Origin of the sequence: Chryseobacterium sp. RR2-3-20 (genome assembly GCF_017808115.1) — a bacterium.
Lineage (GTDB): Bacteria > Bacteroidota > Bacteroidia > Flavobacteriales > Weeksellaceae > Chryseobacterium > Chryseobacterium oryzae.
The window spans coordinates 26,905-45,069 of the sequence record NZ_JADQBD010000020.1; the positions used below are offsets into that span (position 1 = coordinate 26,905).

Here is an 18,165-nt window from a genome sequence, read left to right on the forward strand (position 1 = left end):
TCGGTACAGAAACTGCTTTATCATCTAAATGCTAAAGCAGTTTTTTTTATTTTTACATCCAAATTTAATACAGTAAACACCATTATATGAAACAGTTTCCATTATTACTTCTGTTAATTTTGACAGGTTTAACAGCGAAAGCACAATATACTGTTCACAAAATGATAAATGTGGGATACGTTTATCAAAACCAGAGCTTTGGTGAGATTGGCGGAAAATTGCTTTTTCTAAAAAATGATGATGTAATATACAGACTTGGAGCATCTGCATTAATGGGATCTGCAAATTCAGATTTTGCAATTATGCCAAAAGTACAGGCTGATGTATTACTCAATTTTGAAAAAAATGTGGATTTTAATCATTCATACTATTTTTTGGCAGGTGTTGAAGGTACCAACAAATATGTAGCTCCAAAAATTGGCGTTACGCTTTTCGGACTTCTCGATCTTACAGGAGGCTATGCGTTTCCAATTGGTGACAAAGGTTTAAATGGAAAACAAATGAAAGGAGTGAATATTAATTTCACATTAAATATTCCTACCACATTCTTACATGACATGTTTAATTAACTTTTTTTATTAATTTTTTTAGAAAATTTAATATTTGTTTAATACTTATTAAAATTTTATTATATTTACAGCATAATTTGATGCTTATAGAATATACTCTACTCTAAAATCCGTCTTAAGACAAATTCTCTAATGAACTTGATATAAAAATCAGGAAAGAGTTTGTACTGTAATAAATTTTTGAGAAGAGTTATGAAACCAACAGACAGCCAACTGATATCCTTGTACCAAAAAGGAAACGAAGAAGCATTATCCACTCTTATACATCGACATCAAAGAGAGCTTTTCACATTTATTTTCTATAAAATAAACGATCAGGATCTTGCCAATGATATCTTTCAGGATACGTTCATGAAAATTATCGTTATGCTGAAGGAAGGACGATATAATGAAGAAGGAAAATTTATCCTTTGGGCAAAAAGAATTGCACAAAATTTAATCATTGATTATTTCCGTGCAAAATCTAAAAACACGAAAGTGTCCGAAACTACTTTTAATAACGAAGAGTTTTCTATTTTCGATCTTATTCGGGAACCATCAGAAAACATAGAAGATCAATTGGTAACCACTCAAATTCATGAAGATCTTTTAAAAATGCTTCATTTTCTTCCTCAAAACCAGCAGGAAGTAATAAAGCTGAGATATTATGATGGCTTAAGCTTCAAAGAAATTGCAGAACATACCGACATGAGCATTAATACCACTTTAGGAAGAGTGAGATATGCTCTTATCAATCTTCGAAAAATTATGGAGGAAAATAATATTATTCTTACAAGATAATAATTTGGTACAATTTTCGTTTTAAAGAAAATACAATTTTCGCCTATGAAAAATAACGATTCTTTAAAATTGAAAAATTTGAAACCCAAAAAGCAAACTGTAGATTTTCTCCTGAGCTTCTCTAAAAATCTGGAAGTTGTAAAAGTGAAAAACAAAAATTATCACTTTACAAAAAACTAAAAATATTTAAATTTGTGCTGTATGAAAATTCAGCACATTTTTTTTGACCTCGACAACACCCTTTGGGATCATCGCAAAAACGCCTATTTAACCATTAAAGATCTTTTCGAAAAAGAAGAAATTTCCTTAAAATTCAATATTGATTTTGAGGAGTTTCATTCTGCGTATCACGACATTAATGAAAGACTTTGGGAACAGATTCGTGATGGAGAAATTGACAAGGATTATCTCAGAAAACACCGTTTTTACGACACATTCAATCGTTTCGGAGTAGACAACCTCAAATTATCCATGTATTTTGAGGAACATTTTTTAGATAAAATCCTCAATCACAATCATCTCGTAGAAGGAGCAGAATACATTTTGGAATATTTAAAGAATAAAAATTACAAACTTCATATTATTTCAAACGGATTTCAGGAAGTAACGGAAAGAAAATGCATACTTTCTGAAATAGATCACTATTTCCAAACCATTACCAGTGCAGATTCTGTTGGGGTAAGAAAACCTAATCCTGAAATTTTCGAATATTCCTTATCATTGGCAAATGCTTCTAAAAACGAGAGTATTTTAATTGGTGACGATTGGATTGCCGACATAATAGGAGCCCAAAACTTCGGAATAGACGTTATTTTTTTTGATGTTTTAAAGGAAAACAAATCTTCGGAAAATCTTAAGACAATACAGCACCTTTTACAGATTAAAGAATACTTGTAAAATGTTAAGTTGAGAAAACGGTAAATCTGTCAGCAAAAACAGAAATTATATATCGAAAGAAAATTTCAATTCATGTCTATACTTATTTATACATTTGAAGCATGTTAAATTTCATCAAGAAACAGGCAGCACTTCTCTGGGCGAAAAAAAGTGTCAGAAAAGCAGAAGAATTTAAAAATAATGCTGAAAAAAACCAAGAGCAACTTTTATTGTCGCTTATAAAACATGCTGAAAAAACATTGTTTGGAAGAACACATCAATTTGAGGAAATAAAATCTGTTGAGGATTTTCAGAATCGTGTTCCGGTTTCAGACTACGAAGATTTAAAACCATATATAGAAAAGGTAAAAAAAGGGCAACGTAATATATTATGGACCGAAACTCCGGAGTATTTTGCCAAAACTTCGGGAACTACTTCTGGTGCAAAATACATCCCAATTTCGAAAGAAGGAATGCCTTATCAGATTGCCGGTGCACAAAGTGCATTGTTTCATTATATCGCAAAAAAAGACAATGCCGATTTTGTAAACGGAAAAATGATTTTCTTGCAGGGTAGTCCAGAGCTTGAAGAAGTTTACGGCATCAAAACCGGAAGACTTTCAGGCATTGTAGCCCATCATATCCCTAATTATCTTCAGAAAAACCGTTTGCCAAGCTGGGAAACCAACATGATTGATGACTGGGAAACTAAAGTGGAAAAAATAGTTGAGGAAACCGAAAAAGAAAACATGACGCTCATTTCCGGAATTCCACCTTGGCTGATTATGTATTTTGAAAAATTAATTGAAAAGAACGGAAAAAAAATTAAGCAGATTTTCCCCAATCTTCAACTTATTGTAACCGGAGGCGTAAATTACGAACCTTACCGCGACAAAATGGAAGAACTTTTGGGCGGGAGCGTAGATATCATCCAGACATTTCCTGCTTCTGAAGGTTTTTTTGCTTTTCAGGACGATTATACAAAGGAAGGCTTATTGCTTTTAACAAATCATGGAATTTTTTATGAATTTATCCCTTTAGAAGAGTACGGAAAACCCAACGCCAAAAGGCTAACTTTAAAAGATGTAGAACTCAATAAAGATTACGCCCTTATTTTAACCACCAATTCTGGTCTTTGGGCATATTCTATTGGCGATGTGGTAAGATTTATAGATAAAAAGCCACACCGAATTTTGGTGAGCGGAAGAACCAAACATTTTACGTCTGCATTTGGTGAACACGTTATTGCTTACGAGGTTGAAGAAGCCATGAAAGCAACTTTAGAAAAATATCCTGCACAGATTACAGAATTTCATCTGGCTCCGCAAGTAAATCCTGAAGAAGGGCTTCCTTATCATGAATGGTTTATAGAATTCGAAAAAGAACCAGAAAACATAGATTCGTTTAGAACAGAACTCGACAATCAACTGAGAAAAAGAAATACGTATTATGATGATTTGATTTCGGGAAATATTCTTCAAAAACTCCATATTTCGAAACTCAAGAAAAATGCTTTTCAGGAATATGCAAAATCTGAAGGTAAACTGGGAGGTCAGAACAAAATACCTAGACTTGCAAATGACAGAAAAATTGCAGATTTATTGAAAATTTACAAATTTTAGCCATATTTTCTTCAATACAAAAAGATATATTCAAAAAAAATTATAAATTTGAAAAACTAAAATAATATAATGAAAGCATCTGTACTTTTAAAATCGTCTTTATTAACGTCTTTATTTGTAATTTCCTCATGTGCTACTACAAAGTACAGCGAAGATATTGCTCAGAATAATTACTCTAATCTCGAAGCGGGGAAAATCTATACAGTAACTCCAAGAGACGGATCTAAAAAGCAAACGATTTTATTCCGAAATGTTGCAGGTGATAATATTATCGGAACGAAAGGAAAAAAAGACAGCACACAAGTGGTAATCCCTAAATCTAACATTGCTTCGGTAAAAGACAGATCTAAAGCAAGAGTTACAACTGGTGCGGTAATAATTGGAGCAGCCGCTGCTGCAGCCATTGTAATTAGCTCATCTAAAGCAGATTAAAATTCCACATTTTAAAATAATTACCATCACGGTTTTTTAAAAATATTTTGAAATTAAAAAAATCAATAGCCTTGAATGAAAATTCAAGGCTATTTTTGTAAGCATGATTCCTTCTTTACCGCTAAAAACATTGCAAAATGTTGAGTTCAGAAATCTTCTTACCGGAAGATTCGTTATTGTGATGGCATTTAGAATGTTGGCAACTTTATTGGGATGGTGGGTGTACCAACTTACCAAAGACCCATTTTCTATCGGATTAATCGGACTTTCTGAGGTAATACCCGCCGTAAGTTGTGCATTATACGCCGGCCACGTAATTGATATGAATGAGAAAAAAAAACTTCTTCTCATTTGCAATTATGCATATGTGTTTCTTATTGGTCTTTTGCTAATTCCTGCATTTCTGAATGTTGAACTTCATTTTTCGGGACATCAAATCACCTATTTTATTTATACTGTAATATTTTTTACAGGAATAGCGAGAGCATTTATCGGCCCGATTGTTCCGTCTATGATTCCTCAAATTGTGCAAAAAATTAATCTTCCTAATGCCATAACTTTAAATCAGGCAACATTTTTAATTTCTTCTGTATGCGGACATGCTGCGGGTGGCTTTTTAATTGAATTTTATGGAATTAAATGGACTTTAACCGTTATTATTGGATTAATTATTCTGGCATCATTTTTCTTCTGGAAACTTAAACCTCAGTTCTCAAGCCATAAAAAAGGAGAAGTAAAGGTTATGGAAAGTATTAAAGAAGGTGTTTCTTATATTTTCAAAACAAAAGAAATCTTGGGAGCTCTCTGTCTGGATATGTTTGCTGTACTTTTTGGAGGAGCTGTTGCCATGATTCCTGTTTTCGCAACCGACATTTTAAAATCCGGAGCAAATGGCTTAGGATTATTGAATGCAGCTTCGGATATCGGCTCCATGATTATCATTACTACCCTTTCAATCGTACCATTACGAAAAAATCAGGGGAAAGTATTATTGGCCGTGGTTGCAGGGTTCGGGTTATGCATAATAGGTTTCGGATTATCTGAATATTATTGGCTTTCATTCATGTTTTTGGTTCTCAGCGGAATGCTGGATGGGATTTCGGTGGTCATCCGTGGAACAATTGTTCAGTTGAAAACACCGGATCATATTCGCGGCAGAGTTTTGAGTGCCAATTCAATCTTCATTATGTCGAGTAATGAAATGGGACAATTTGAAAGTGGTTTGGCTGCCAAACTTCTAGGCGTTGTAAAATCGGTAGTTGTCGGTGGTACATTAACAGTAATGATAGCCGCAAGCGTTGGAGTCTTTAACTCAAAATTACGCAAAATGCAATATTAAAGGTATTGCAGCGTTAACGTTATATATATACTAAAAATTACATCATTAAGTTATTATTTTTTTTATATTTGTATCAAAAATTTTTTTAAAATGAAAAAAACTTTACTCATTTTTTTACTAATTATATCTCAATTTTTTTCTGCACAGTCCGACTGTCCTACAGCGTTTACTGTTTGCGGAAATTCAGGTATATCCTACACACCATCTGGTCCGGGAGATATTCGTGAGATTTTGGGAGGATGTCTGAGCACTAATGAGCATTATTCTGTATGGTACACCTTTACAATTGCTACAGCGGGGACATTAACATTCACGATTAATCCTAATTATTTCCCAGATGATTATGATTTCGCAGTATATGGTCCCAACAAACAATGTGGCAGCTTGGGTGCACCATTACGTTGTAACTATTCTGGAGCAGACGGTCCTACCGGTTTAAATCTTGCTACCATACACCCAACTGTAAACGGACAATGGAGTGGTTTTATGAATGTTTTACCAGGAGAAGTATATTATTTAATTGTTGATAATTTTTCTAAAAGTGCCAACGGATTTTCTTTATCATGGGGTGGTACTGCAACGTTAGCATCACCATTTAACGACCCTTCTCTAGCCAACAACCCATTTGTTGCTCCTGGTCAGCCTAATGCAAACCCGGCTCTTCCCAATGAAGTTGTTATTTGTTCTAATCCTGCAACTTTTGATTTTAGCACATTGAATGCAGGAATTATCAACGGAAATGTAAACTTCTCTGTAAGTTATTATCTGAACAGTAATGATGTTCTTACTGGAAACGCTCCCATAACAACACCAATTTCTGTAAATACAAGTGATACATACTATTACAGCATTATGTACACTGATCCCACTAACCCAAATAGCCCTATTAATAAGTGTAAACAGACGGGTACTTTTAAATTTAAAAATGGAAGTTTTGTAGCAACAGATGCTACTCTCACCGAATGTAGCAATAACAACACAGGAGTAGGAGTTTTCAACCTTACAACTGCGAATGTTTTCGGAGATCCTACATATACTAGAAAGTATTATGCTTCAATGTATGATCTTAATAATAATATCAATGAGATTACAAACCCTTATCAATATACATCTGCAGGAGGATCTGTTTTTGTTTTGGTAACTTCGCCTTTTGGATGTAAGGATGTGGCAGAAATAAAATTAAAATTCTACCCTGTCATTACCGTAACTGAGGCTACATTGAGAACTTGTTTTATTGAAGGAAATCCTTCTACCGGTTCTTTTAATTTAACGACTGCTTTAATTAGCAACCCATCGGGAACTACAAAAAGATATTTCCCTTCGATGACTGATGCAGTGAACGCAACTAATGAAATTAATAACCCAACCAATTATATTGCTCCTACAGGTGTTGTGTATATTAGAGTAAGTGATGGAAACGGATGTTATACAGTTGCAAAAGTTAATCTTATTGTGATCCCACCTACATATTCAACCGTACTGCAAGACAAAGTTATTTGCTTTGAAGATAAGACCACTTTGGATGCAGGACCAGGTTTCAGTGGTTATGTATGGAGCACGGGAGCAACTACTCAAACAATTACTAACGTTAGCGTAGGTACTTATTGGGTAAAACTGAAAACAGGAGACTGTACTGCTAAACAAATTGTAAAGGTATATGCTTCCGAACAGCCTGTAATTTCTAATGTTGATATCTCAACCAACAATATTACCGTGAATGTAATAGGAGGAAGCCCTGCTTACAAATACTCTATCGACAATGTAAACTGGCAAGAATCTAATGTATTTAAAGATATTACAAGAGGCGATCATACAGTATATGTTAAAGACTCTTATGACTGCGAACCAATCCAAGTGAGTGTAGTTGTTCCTAATCTTGTGAATGTTATAACTCCTAACGGAGATGGCGTAAACGATGTAATTGATTATTCTGCATTAGCAGGAAAAGAAAATTTAGTTCTTAGTATTTTCGACAGATACGGTGCTAAAGTCTTTCAGGCAGATAAGACCAATGGTTACAAATGGAACGGTACAACCAATGGAAGCACCCGTGTTCCTACAGGTAATTACTGGTATTCTGTTACATGGAATGAAAATAACAAAACTAAAACGCCAATTAAATTTTCAGGTTGGCTAATGGTAAAGAACAGAGAATAAACAAGTTGATAAACTTATAAATAAAGCCGCATGTAGCGGCTTTATTTATATTTAACTATAAACAATCTATTTTAGAATAAATTTTTAGCTAAATTTGTTACAAATATTTATAATATGAAAAAAATACTACTCTTTTTTGTGGTTATAATATCGCAGATATTTTATGCACAGTCAGACTGTATTTCAGCAATACCCGTCTGTGGAAATTCCGGAATTAGTTACAATCCAAACAGTAATGGAAATGTTATAGAACAAACTGCTGGAAGCTGCTTGGGACTAGAAAACTACTCTGTTTGGTACGTTTTTACCGCTGCAACAAGTGGTACGATCGAATTCACCATAACCCCTAATACGGTTCCTAACGTAAATCATTATGACTATGATTTTGCAGTTTATGGACCTAATATAGATTGCTCTACGTGGGATTTTGGAAATGCAATAAGATGTAATTACAGTGGACTTAGTGGTCCTACAGGATTAAGCTCTACAAATACAGGTGCTCAATGGGGACTTCCTCTTCCGGTTTTAGCTGGAGAAACCTATTATTTACTGATTGACAATTATATCCCGAGTAACCCGTACGGTTTTGCTTTAACTTGGGGTGGAACAGCAACTTTGACTTCCCCATTCACTAACCCTTCTTTAACACCTAACCCTTTTCTTCCACCAGGACCTGCCCATAACGGAATCCTATCAATATGTACAAACCCGTCGCTTTTTAATTTTTCCACTCTTTCTACAGGAATCATCAATGGAAATCCAAATTTTTCGGTGACGTACCATACATCATCTAATGATGCATTAACTAATGCCAATCCTATTACCACTGCAATAAGTGTAAATACTACGGATACTTATTATTATGCTATTCATTATCTTGATCCTTCCAACCCTACCAATCCGTTAAATGACTGTACACAGACTGGTACTATAAAATTTGTTTTAGGTCCTATAGTAACCTCTAACGCAACTATAAAAGCATGTAACAATAACAATGCAGGTAGTGCAGTTTTCGATCTTTCATCTGGATCTGTATATGCTGATCCTGCTGCGGTTAAAAAATATTTTCCTTCATTAGCTGATTTAACTGCAGGTACTAATGAAATCACTACACCTTTATCCTATCAATCTACTGCACCTAAAAAAATATTTGTAAAAGTAACTACAACCGATGGATGTACAGGAAATGCAGAAATAGATTTAGAATATTATCCTTCTATTCCTGTTACACCTGCAACATTAGAATCTTGTTTTATTGAAAATGCAATTCTCACCGCTCAGTTTGATCTTACCCAAGCCGCTGTAACAACTGCGACTGGAACTACTAAAAAGTTTTACAGAACTAAAGCTGACGCACTTGCCGACATTAATGCAATTACCGACCCTACAAATTATATTTCTACAGCAGGAGAAGTTTATGTGAGAGTTATCAGCCCGAATGACTGCTATGAGATAACTAAAATTACCCTGAAAGTAACTGCACCCGTAAAATCTACCGTTCTGAAAGACAAAACAATCTGTATGGAAGACAGAACTACTTTAGATGCAGGTCCTGGTTTCTCTAGTTACGAATGGAGTACGGGAGCAACTACACAAACTATTCAAGGTGTTGCAGTAGGATCTTATTGGGTAAAATTACAAACCGGTAATTGCTTTACATTCCAAAGAGTAACTGTTCATCCTGCTCCACAGCCAGTAATTGCAAGTGTGGATATTAACAATAATACTATTACAGTATATCCATCTGGAGGAACTGCTCCTTACGAATATTCTATAGATGGAATTACTTGGCAGAGCTCGAATGTATTTTCTAATCTTCCAAGAGGAGAAAACAAAATATTTTTAAGAGACAGCTACGATTGTACGCCTATTCAAATACAGCTTACAGTACCGAATCTTGTAAATGTAATTACACCGAATGGAGATAACGTAAACGACGAAATAGATTATTCTGATTTAGCTTATAAAAAGAACTTAGTATTCACCGTTTATAACAGATACGGAAACAAAGTTTACGAAGCAGACAAAGTAAGAAATTACAAATGGAACGGTACATCCGGAGGTAAAAAACTAAATACAGGAACTTATTGGTACACAATTACCTGGAATGAAAATGACAAGAACAGTACACCAACACAATACAAAGGTTGGGTTCTTCTCAAAAACAGACAATAATTTAAAATTGAAAAAAATCACCTCGCGTTTGAGGTGATTTTTTTATCAACATTACCCAATCCTTGTATTTAAAGGATTTTTTAGACTTATCAACAAAGAATATTAATTACTCTTTTCAAATTATTTTTTAAATAAACTATCTTTGCAGTATGGCTCAGAAAGAAACACTCTCTTCACTTACTCAGGGTAATTTTGCTAGAGAATTGTCGATTGCAGACGGAAAAATGCCTCCCAATGCAGTAGATTTTGAAAGATTGGTTATAGGTACTTTTTTAATTGATAAAAAAGGACTCGATAATTCTATAGACCTTCTCACCTCCGAAGTTTTTTATGACCCAAGACATCAGGTTATATTTTCTGCATTGCTTAAGCTGTATGAAGGAAATTTGCCGGTGGATATAATGACAGTCATTCAGGAATTAAAAAAGACAGACAAGCTTAATACCGCAGGAGGAGATCATTACATTATCGAACTTACTATGGGAGTAAGTTCATCTGCACATATAGAATATCATGTAAGAGTTATTCTCGAAAAATACATTCTGAGAAGTTTAATTAATGTTTCTGCCAATGTGATAGATTCTTCTTACAAAGAATCTACAGATGTTTTTGAACTTTTAGATAAAGCGGAACAATCTTTCTTTGAAATTACAAACGGAACCATCAAAAAAGGATTCGATACCGCGAACTCATTGGTTAAACAGGCAATTGATACCATAAAAGCTCTAAAAGACAAAGAGGGAATCTCCGGAGTTCCATCAGGCTTCAGAGATATAGATAAAGAAACTGGAGGATGGCAAAATTCTGACCTTATTATTATTGCTGCACGTCCCGCAATGGGAAAAACCGCCTTTCTTCTGTCTATGGCAAGAAACATTGCTGTAGGACACAAAATTCCAATGGCATTATTCTCGTTAGAGATGGCATCCGTACAGCTTATTACCAGAATGATTGCCTCAGAAACAAGAATTTCTTCAGAAAAGCTGAGAAAAGGAACTTTGGATGATGAAGAATGGCAAAGATTATTCTCCAATGTTTCGGAACTTGAAAATGCACCATTATATATTGATGAAACACCTTCCCTATCCATTTTCGATTTCAGAGCAAAATGCAGAAGACTCGTGATGCAACACGGAGTTAGGTTGATAATGGTAGACTACCTTCAGCTGATGACTGCCGGTGGCGGAGGCAAAGGAGCAGGTAACAGAGAGCAGGAAATATCCATGATTTCCCGTTCATTAAAAGCCATTGCAAAAGAACTGAATGTTCCGGTAATTGCACTTTCCCAGCTTTCCCGAAGTGTGGAAACACGCCCTGGTAAAAGACCGCAGCTTTCAGACTTAAGAGAATCTGGAGCAATTGAGCAGGATGCGGATATTGTATCTTTTATCTTCAGACCAGAATATTATAAAATTGCCGTTTGGGACAATGACGAAGAAGGTCAGGAAACTTCCACCGAAAATCAGGCAGAATTAATCATTGCAAAACACAGAAATGGGGCAACTGCAGATGTAAGACTTTCATTCTTAAAACATTTTGCCAAATTTGGAGATATTGAAGCCGCTTTTGATGGAGGAGCTGGTTCTATGGGATATAGTTCGAATTCAGGTTTACTGGGTGAACCAAGTGGGTTCGACAAAATAAAAACAACCATTCAGCCCGGAGCTGCCTTTGACTTGCCCGACAATTCAAAACTATCCGGATCATCCATGAATGATTTTGATGATGAAGATGATTTTCCATTTTAAAGACTGAAAATGTAGAGATTACTTTAGAATTAGTTTTTCAAAATTAACTCTAAAATCCCCTTTAGATAATATATGAGAATTGAAATTTATACAGATGGAGCATGCAGCGGAAATCCCGGCAAAGGAGGATATGGAATTCTCATGCGTGTTCCTGAGAAGAATTACCAAAAAACGTTTTCAAAAGGCTTCAAAAAAACAACCAACAACAGAATGGAGCTTTTAGCAGTTATCACCGCATTAGAAAAATTGAAATCTGCAGAAAATGAAATTCATATATTCACCGACAGCAAATATGTTTCTGACGCCATCAACCAAAACTGGATTTCCGGATGGGTAAAAAGAGGTTGGAAAAATGTGAAAAACCCAGATTTATGGAAAAGGTTTATCATACTTTACAATCTTTACCTTCCAAAAATACATTGGATAAAAGGCCACGCCGGACACTTCGAAAATGAACTTTGCGATAAACTTGCCGTAGCTGCAGCAGCTTCTGACCAACTTGAAACGGATGTTTATTTTGAAACCCAGAACGACAGTTCTTTATTTTGAAATTACAAATCAAAATCCAAAATAAATACCCTTTTCATTAGTTTGTCGCTATTTCATTATGAAATAAATATTAAATTCAATAAAATTAACACACAATATTCATTTGTTTTCGGATTATTTATATCTTTACATCTGTAAATCTAACGAAAGCTAATACATGAATAAAAAACTACACTTTTATTTACTTTTCCTATTTTTTTGTTTCGCCCAAAATTTTAAGTCCCAAACCTTTCAATTAACAGGAAATCCCGTTAACACAACCGGTTGGGATGTAGTGCCTTCCGCAACGGTGAACACAGATTTTATACAGCTTACAGCCGACCAGATTTCTCAGGTTGGAGGTATTAAGCTAAATGCTCCTATTAATCTGAAATATTGCGATAAATGGCGGGTAGAATTCGATTTCAGAATAGATGGAAACGGCACAACTTCTTACGGAAAAGGTGACGGACTTGCATTTTGGTACCTTGCAAATCCGCCTGCTTCTTATACTGCAGGTGGAGGTCTTGGAATTCCTGCCAACGCAACAGGACTTATGGTTGGGTTTGATATTTTTAATAATGCTACCGAAGCTCAAATGAGCAAGGTGCATGTTTTATACGGCACCAATAACGGAACTGGTTCTAATATTGAATACAACAATACTCCGGGAAGTACTTATCATACAGCCGATCTCATCAGTACACAACCTTTTGTAGGACCTAACTTTAAACATGTTGAAGTAACCGGCGAAGTAGACAGCAACAATCTTAGCAATTGGATTATTAAAATAAAGATTGATAATGTTTTAGTGGTCAATCAAACATTTGCTCCATCGGGTGCAGCTGTAGGAATGACACAGGGATATTTTGGATTTTCGGCTTCCACTGGAGCTGCAAGCGCAAGACATTCAATTAAAAACGTGAAAGTTTTCACAGATAAAGTAAGCATTTTAAATCCTTCAATTACACAATCGGTTTGCCCAAATCCTTCTACCGGTTTTGGAACTATTAATCTAACGGCTCTTAACTCTCAGTTTGTCACCAATCCTTCTGGTTATACATTTACTTATTCTGTAGGAGGAACAGTTATTTCGAACCCTACAAGCTATCAATTTAATAGCAACACAACTGTAAATGTTATCATTAAAGATAATTCGGCATTACTTTGCGACAACCCTGATGGAACCATCAAACTTACTCTTGGAAATTTCAGTGCAAATAATGTAACGATTGCAGAATGCAATAATAATGGAGCTACAACTGCGGTTTTTAATCTTACATCCGCCTATGTATCTGCTGTTCCAGGGATTACTAAAAAATACTTCCGCACTTTAGCCGATTTAAATGCAGGTACAAATGAAATTACAAATCCTTCAGCATTTATTTCTGCTCCGGGAAAAGTATATGTGAAAGTAACCACACCAGAAGGATGTACAGGAAATGCAGAGGTAACCTTAACATTCCATCCATTACCGGTTGCCCAAGATGCTATGTTAGAATCTTGCTTTATAGAAGGACAAACATCTTGGGGAATGTTTAATCTTACCGCAGCCAACATTACTACCGAAACAGGAATAACAAAGAAATTCTACACTTCTTTCGACAATGCGATGAATGGAATTAATGAAATCTCCACTCCTATCGCATATATTTCTCCTAATGCAGATGTATATTTAAAAGTTACTGCAGTGAGCAATTGTTTTGTCATCAAAAAAATAAAACTAACCGTAACACAACCTGTAAAATCTAGTGTATTAAAAGATAAAATTATCTGCATAGATGCAAGAACTTCATTAGATGCCGGACCAGGATTTTCAGAATATTTATGGAGTACAGGTGCCACTACTCAATCTATTCAGGGAATTTCTGCAGGCGCATATTGGGTAAGACTTAAAACCGGAAACTGCTACACGTATCAAACCGTTAATGTAAAAATTGCGGTAAATCCGGTAATTTCTAATATAGACATTAAGAATAATACGGCAACGGTAAATATTCTTGGTGGTACTGCTCCATATAAGTTCTCGCTTAACGGTATTAATTGGCAAGATTCTAATGTGTTTACAGATTTACCAAGAGGCGAAAATACATTCTATGTAAAGGATATTTATAATTGTACCCCAATCCACGTACAAATTACAATTCCTAATCTTGTAAATGTTATCACCCCGAATGGCGACAATGTAAACGATGTAATAGACTACACAGCACTAGCATATAAAAAGAATTTAACATTTACTGTATTCGACAGATATGGGAATATGAAATATGAAGCTGATAAAATAAGAAATTACAAATGGGACGGAACCTCAGGTGGCAAAAAATTAACTACCGGAACTTATTGGTACACGATTTCCTGGAACGAAAACGACAAAAACAGCACTCCAACAGTTTATAACGGATGGGTTTTGCTGAAAAACAGAGAATAATTTTTTTCACACTTCATATATTAAAATTAAGATGAAACCACTTCAAACGAAGTGGTTTTTTTATAATTTTTACAAAGTAATTTTTAAATAAGCTTTTATTCATATTCTATTATTAAATTTGTTTTATGAATTATTTGGAAGCACTAAGCAGAAGATATTCTGTAAAAAAATTTAATCCGGATCTTAAAGTTCCGGAAAGCAGCCTTTTGAATATTCTGGAATCTGGCAAACTTGCGGCAAGTTCGCTAGGTTTGCAACCTTACAGAATTTTAGTGGTACAAAGCGGAGATATTATTCAGAAACTTATTCCTGCATTCTACAACCCTTCCCAGATTTCCACCTGTTCTCACCTTATTGTTATTGTATCCAAAAAGACGATTGAAGACTCTTATATTGAAGGCTACTTTAGACATATTTCTGAGGTAAGAAATCTTGAAATCGAAAAACTGGATCTTTTTAAAAACAGCATCAATCAGCATATTACGCAACAGACAGAAGATCAGCTTTTTGGGTGGGCAGAAAAACAATCTTACATCGTTTTGGCCAATCTTATGTATGCAGCAGCCATGGAAAATATCGACAGTTGCCCAATGGAAGGATTCCGACAAAATTTAATTGAAGAAATTCTAGAGATTAATACAGACAGAGAAAGGGTTACCGTAACGCTTGCTTTAGGCTACCGCTCAGAAGAAGACCACTTTCAGCACATGAAAAAAGTGAGAAAACCAAACGAAAAATTGTTTAAATTTATTTAATACAAAAACAAAAGAGGTTTAAATTTAAATATGATAAAAGCAGATGTACTGGTAATCGGCTCCGGAATTTCCGGTTTGTCTTATGCCATAAAAATATCCGAACAGCTTCCTGATGCAAAAATTATTATTGTCACTAAATCTGATGAAGATGAAAGCAATACAAAATACGCACAGGGAGGTCTTGCCGTTGTTACAGATTTTAAAAATGATAACTTCGAAAAGCATATTGAAGATACGATGCGTGCAGGAGACGGCGAAAATAAACGCGATGTTGTAGAAATGGTCGTGAGAGAAGCCCCTGCAAGATTTAATGAAATCGTAGAATGGGGAGCAAATTTCGATAAAAAAAACGGAGAGTTTACGCTGGGAAGAGAAGGCGGACATACCGAAAACAGAATCGTTCATCACAAAGATATCACAGGTTTTGAAATTGAGAGAGCACTCCTACAGACTGCAAAAAACAATCCCAATCTTGAGATTTTAGACCATCATTACGTTATAGATATCATCACGCAGCATCATGTTCCCGGAAAAAAACTCAATGAAGATGAAATAAATTGTTATGGTGCTTATATTTTAGATGAAAAATCAAAATCTATAAAAAAAATCACATCCAAAATAACTTTGGTTGCGACAGGAGGAGCAGGACATGTTTACAAAAACACAACCAATCCTACCATTGCCACAGGAGACGGAATTGCTTTTGTTGCCCGTGCAAAAGGAAAAGTAAACAATATGCAGTATTATCAGTTTCACCCCACCGCTTTATACAGCAAGATAGACGGAATGCTGTTTTTAATTTCGGAAGCGGTAAGAGGTGATGGAGCCAAACTTCTCACCAAAAAAGGTGAAAAGTTTATGCATAAATATGATGAAAGAGAAGAACTTGCATCCAGAGATATTGTTGCAAGAGCTATTGATGCTGAAATGAAAACTACCGGAGACGAATATGTAGGATTAGACTGTCGAGAAATGAATCATGAAAAATTTCTTGAACATTTCCCCAACATATATAAAAAATGCAAAGACGAAGGTATCGATCCATTTACACAACTCATTCCGGTTGTTCCTGCATGCCATTATCTTATGGGAGGAATTGAAATTGATAAAGACGGACAGTCTTCTATTAAAAACTTATTTGCAGTGGGCGAATGCACCAATTCCGGATTACATGGAGCCAACAGACTGGCTTCCAATTCACTTTTAGAAGGTTTGGTTTTCGGACATAATGCTGCCATGAAAACCGTTGAACTTTTAAAAGAAAACAATTTCAATTTTGAAGACCTTAAAGCAGTTCCGGAATGGAACGAAGAAGGAATGAAAATAATTGATGAAATGGTGATTGTTTCATACCTTAGAAAACAACTTCAGGAGATGATGAGCGATTTGGTAGGAATTGTTCGCAGCAACAAAAGACTAAAAATGGCATCACAAAAACACGCTGAAATTGAAGCAGCAGTAGACGAAATTTACCACTACTCTATTCTTTCCCCTCAACTTTCTGAACTTAGAAATCTTACAACTGTTGCAAACCTCATCATAACCCAATCTATGGAAATGACAAAAAATAAAGGGGCATTTTACAACAAAGATTTAGCTTAACAGTAACTGATTAATCAACAAAAATGAAAAGACCAAGCTACGCGACCAATAAAGTTTTAAAACAATTCATCAACAATGCATTAAAGGAAGACATTCAGGATGGAGATCACTCTACCCTTTCTACCATTCCTAAAGATTTGCAACAACAGGCAAAACTTTTGGTAAAGCAAGACTGTATTTTGGCAGGAGTAGAATTGGCAGAAATTATTTTTAAAACTTTTGATAAAAGCTTAAAAGTAAAAACATTTATAAAAGATGGTGAAACTGCTAAAGTTGGCGATGTAGCATTTATAGTTTCCGGAAGTGCGAGATCTATATTATCTACGGAAAGACTCGTTCTGAACTGCATGCAGAGAATGAGCGGCATTGCAACACTTACACACGATTGGGATTCAAGATTAATAGGATCTAAAACTAAACTTTTAGACACCCGAAAAACCACTCCCAATTTCAGAGTTTGCGAAAAGTGGGCAGTAGCTATCGGTGGTGGGACAAATCACAGATACGGACTTTATGATATGATAATGCTGAAAGATAACCATATCGATTACAACGGGAGCATTACCAATGCTGTAAAAATGGCGAAAGACTATATCAAAAAAAACAAGAAAAAACTTAAGATTGAAGTTGAAACACGAAATCTAGAAGAAGTAAAAGAAGCCATCAAAGCAAAAGTTGACCGAATTATGTTGGATAACATGAATATTGATACCATGACTGAAGCTGTAAAACTAATTAATGGTTCTTGCGAAAGTGAAGCATCGGGAGGAATTACAAGAGAGCAACTGAAAGAAATTGCTGCTACAGGAGTTACTTTTATTTCTGCCGGAGCATTAACACACTCAGCAGAAAATATAGATTTAAGCCTAAAAGCAGTTAAGTAAAAACATTATATTTTTAATAAAATCTTATCACTTTTGTTAAAAAATAGATAATATGATTTTTTTCATACGAAAAATCATAAAAATCACAACTTACTGAAAAACAACAGAATAAGGCTTATCAAGACTGATTAAAAATTAACATACAGTTAATAATAGTTAAAAATTATTATTGATTATCCGTTTTTAATCATAACCCTGTAATGTTAGCAATAATAAGCCTTTCAAAGAGGCTATCTCCAAAATATCTTCGATTTAGCTTGTAGATGA

General features: G+C 34.9%; 15 protein-coding genes. All 15 read left to right on the top strand.

Annotated features, from left to right (window positions below):
* The first annotated feature begins 86 nt into the window (after positions 1-86).
* The 15 genes from IV513_RS06910 to nadC all read left to right on the top strand — a co-directional run bounded on the left by IV513_RS06910 (position 87) and on the right by nadC (position 17,898).
* Positions 87-569, top strand: a complete 483-nt coding sequence (locus IV513_RS06910) for a hypothetical protein (protein ID WP_209389879.1) — start codon at positions 87-89, stop codon at positions 567-569.
* Between the two features lie 192 nt (positions 570-761).
* Complete coding sequence (locus IV513_RS06915) at positions 762-1,349, top strand: RNA polymerase sigma factor (protein WP_209389880.1); 588 nt, start codon at positions 762-764, stop codon at positions 1,347-1,349.
* Between the two features lie 45 nt (positions 1,350-1,394).
* On the top strand, positions 1,395-1,529 hold the full coding sequence (locus IV513_RS15925) for a hypothetical protein (RefSeq protein WP_262897330.1): 135 nt from the start codon (positions 1,395-1,397) through the stop codon (positions 1,527-1,529).
* A gap of 21 nt (positions 1,530-1,550) precedes the next feature.
* Positions 1,551-2,246 carry a YjjG family noncanonical pyrimidine nucleotidase gene (locus IV513_RS06920; protein ID WP_209389881.1) on the top strand — a complete coding sequence of 232 codons (696 nt, stop codon included), beginning with the start codon at positions 1,551-1,553 and terminating at the stop codon, positions 2,244-2,246.
* Positions 2,247-2,347: 101 nt separating this feature from the next.
* On the top strand, positions 2,348-3,847 hold the full coding sequence (locus tag IV513_RS06925) for a GH3 auxin-responsive promoter family protein (RefSeq protein WP_209389882.1): 1,500 nt from the start codon (positions 2,348-2,350) through the stop codon (positions 3,845-3,847).
* Between the two features lie 69 nt (positions 3,848-3,916).
* Entirely contained in the window at positions 3,917-4,279 is a 363-nt protein-coding gene (locus IV513_RS06930; RefSeq protein WP_209389883.1) for a hypothetical protein, read from the top strand.
* Positions 4,280-4,382: 103 nt separating this feature from the next.
* A complete protein-coding gene (locus IV513_RS06935; RefSeq protein WP_209389884.1) occupies positions 4,383-5,618 on the top strand; it encodes an MFS transporter in 1,236 nt (411 codons plus the stop codon).
* 90 nt (positions 5,619-5,708) lie between these two features.
* Complete coding sequence (locus tag IV513_RS06940) at positions 5,709-7,775, top strand: gliding motility-associated C-terminal domain-containing protein (RefSeq protein WP_209389885.1); 2,067 nt, start codon at positions 5,709-5,711, stop codon at positions 7,773-7,775.
* Positions 7,776-7,889: 114 nt separating this feature from the next.
* Positions 7,890-9,950: a gliding motility-associated C-terminal domain-containing protein gene (locus IV513_RS06945; RefSeq protein WP_209389886.1), complete on the top strand. Its 2,061-nt coding sequence runs from the start codon at positions 7,890-7,892 to the stop codon at positions 9,948-9,950.
* 149 nt (positions 9,951-10,099) lie between these two features.
* Positions 10,100-11,698: a replicative DNA helicase gene (dnaB, locus tag IV513_RS06950; protein WP_209389887.1), complete on the top strand. Its 1,599-nt coding sequence runs from the start codon at positions 10,100-10,102 to the stop codon at positions 11,696-11,698.
* 72 nt (positions 11,699-11,770) lie between these two features.
* On the top strand, positions 11,771-12,247 hold the full coding sequence (rnhA, locus tag IV513_RS06955; RefSeq protein WP_209389888.1) for a ribonuclease HI: 477 nt from the start codon (positions 11,771-11,773) through the stop codon (positions 12,245-12,247).
* A 157-nt stretch (positions 12,248-12,404) separates the two neighbouring features.
* On the top strand, positions 12,405-14,657 hold the full coding sequence (locus IV513_RS06960) for a T9SS type B sorting domain-containing protein (protein WP_209389889.1): 2,253 nt from the start codon (positions 12,405-12,407) through the stop codon (positions 14,655-14,657).
* A gap of 125 nt (positions 14,658-14,782) precedes the next feature.
* Positions 14,783-15,412 carry an NAD(P)H-dependent oxidoreductase gene (locus tag IV513_RS06965; protein WP_209389890.1) on the top strand — a complete coding sequence of 210 codons (630 nt, stop codon included), beginning with the start codon at positions 14,783-14,785 and terminating at the stop codon, positions 15,410-15,412.
* Between the two features lie 30 nt (positions 15,413-15,442).
* Positions 15,443-17,014, top strand: coding sequence for an L-aspartate oxidase (gene nadB, locus IV513_RS06970; RefSeq protein ID WP_209389891.1), 1,572 nt, complete (start codon positions 15,443-15,445; stop codon positions 17,012-17,014).
* A 23-nt stretch (positions 17,015-17,037) separates the two neighbouring features.
* Positions 17,038-17,898 (top strand): carboxylating nicotinate-nucleotide diphosphorylase, encoded by an 861-nt coding sequence (nadC, locus tag IV513_RS06975; RefSeq protein WP_209389892.1) that lies wholly within the window; start codon positions 17,038-17,040, stop codon positions 17,896-17,898.
* Positions 17,899-18,165: the final 267 nt, after the last annotated feature.

Coding starts and splice junctions, on each gene's coding strand:
- IV513_RS06910 (WP_209389879.1), top strand. CDS start 87: ATGAAACAGTTTCCATTATTACTTCTGTTAATTTTGACAGGTTTAACA.
- IV513_RS06915 (WP_209389880.1), top strand. CDS start 762: ATGAAACCAACAGACAGCCAACTGATATCCTTGTACCAAAAAGGAAAC.
- IV513_RS15925 (WP_262897330.1), top strand. CDS start 1,395: ATGAAAAATAACGATTCTTTAAAATTGAAAAATTTGAAACCCAAAAAG.
- IV513_RS06920 (WP_209389881.1), top strand. CDS start 1,551: ATGAAAATTCAGCACATTTTTTTTGACCTCGACAACACCCTTTGGGAT.
- IV513_RS06925 (WP_209389882.1), top strand. CDS start 2,348: ATGTTAAATTTCATCAAGAAACAGGCAGCACTTCTCTGGGCGAAAAAA.
- IV513_RS06930 (WP_209389883.1), top strand. CDS start 3,917: ATGAAAGCATCTGTACTTTTAAAATCGTCTTTATTAACGTCTTTATTT.
- IV513_RS06935 (WP_209389884.1), top strand. CDS start 4,383: ATGATTCCTTCTTTACCGCTAAAAACATTGCAAAATGTTGAGTTCAGA.
- IV513_RS06940 (WP_209389885.1), top strand. CDS start 5,709: ATGAAAAAAACTTTACTCATTTTTTTACTAATTATATCTCAATTTTTT.
- IV513_RS06945 (WP_209389886.1), top strand. CDS start 7,890: ATGAAAAAAATACTACTCTTTTTTGTGGTTATAATATCGCAGATATTT.
- dnaB (WP_209389887.1), top strand. CDS start 10,100: ATGGCTCAGAAAGAAACACTCTCTTCACTTACTCAGGGTAATTTTGCT.
- rnhA (WP_209389888.1), top strand. CDS start 11,771: ATGAGAATTGAAATTTATACAGATGGAGCATGCAGCGGAAATCCCGGC.
- IV513_RS06960 (WP_209389889.1), top strand. CDS start 12,405: ATGAATAAAAAACTACACTTTTATTTACTTTTCCTATTTTTTTGTTTC.
- IV513_RS06965 (WP_209389890.1), top strand. CDS start 14,783: ATGAATTATTTGGAAGCACTAAGCAGAAGATATTCTGTAAAAAAATTT.
- nadB (WP_209389891.1), top strand. CDS start 15,443: ATGATAAAAGCAGATGTACTGGTAATCGGCTCCGGAATTTCCGGTTTG.
- nadC (WP_209389892.1), top strand. CDS start 17,038: ATGAAAAGACCAAGCTACGCGACCAATAAAGTTTTAAAACAATTCATC.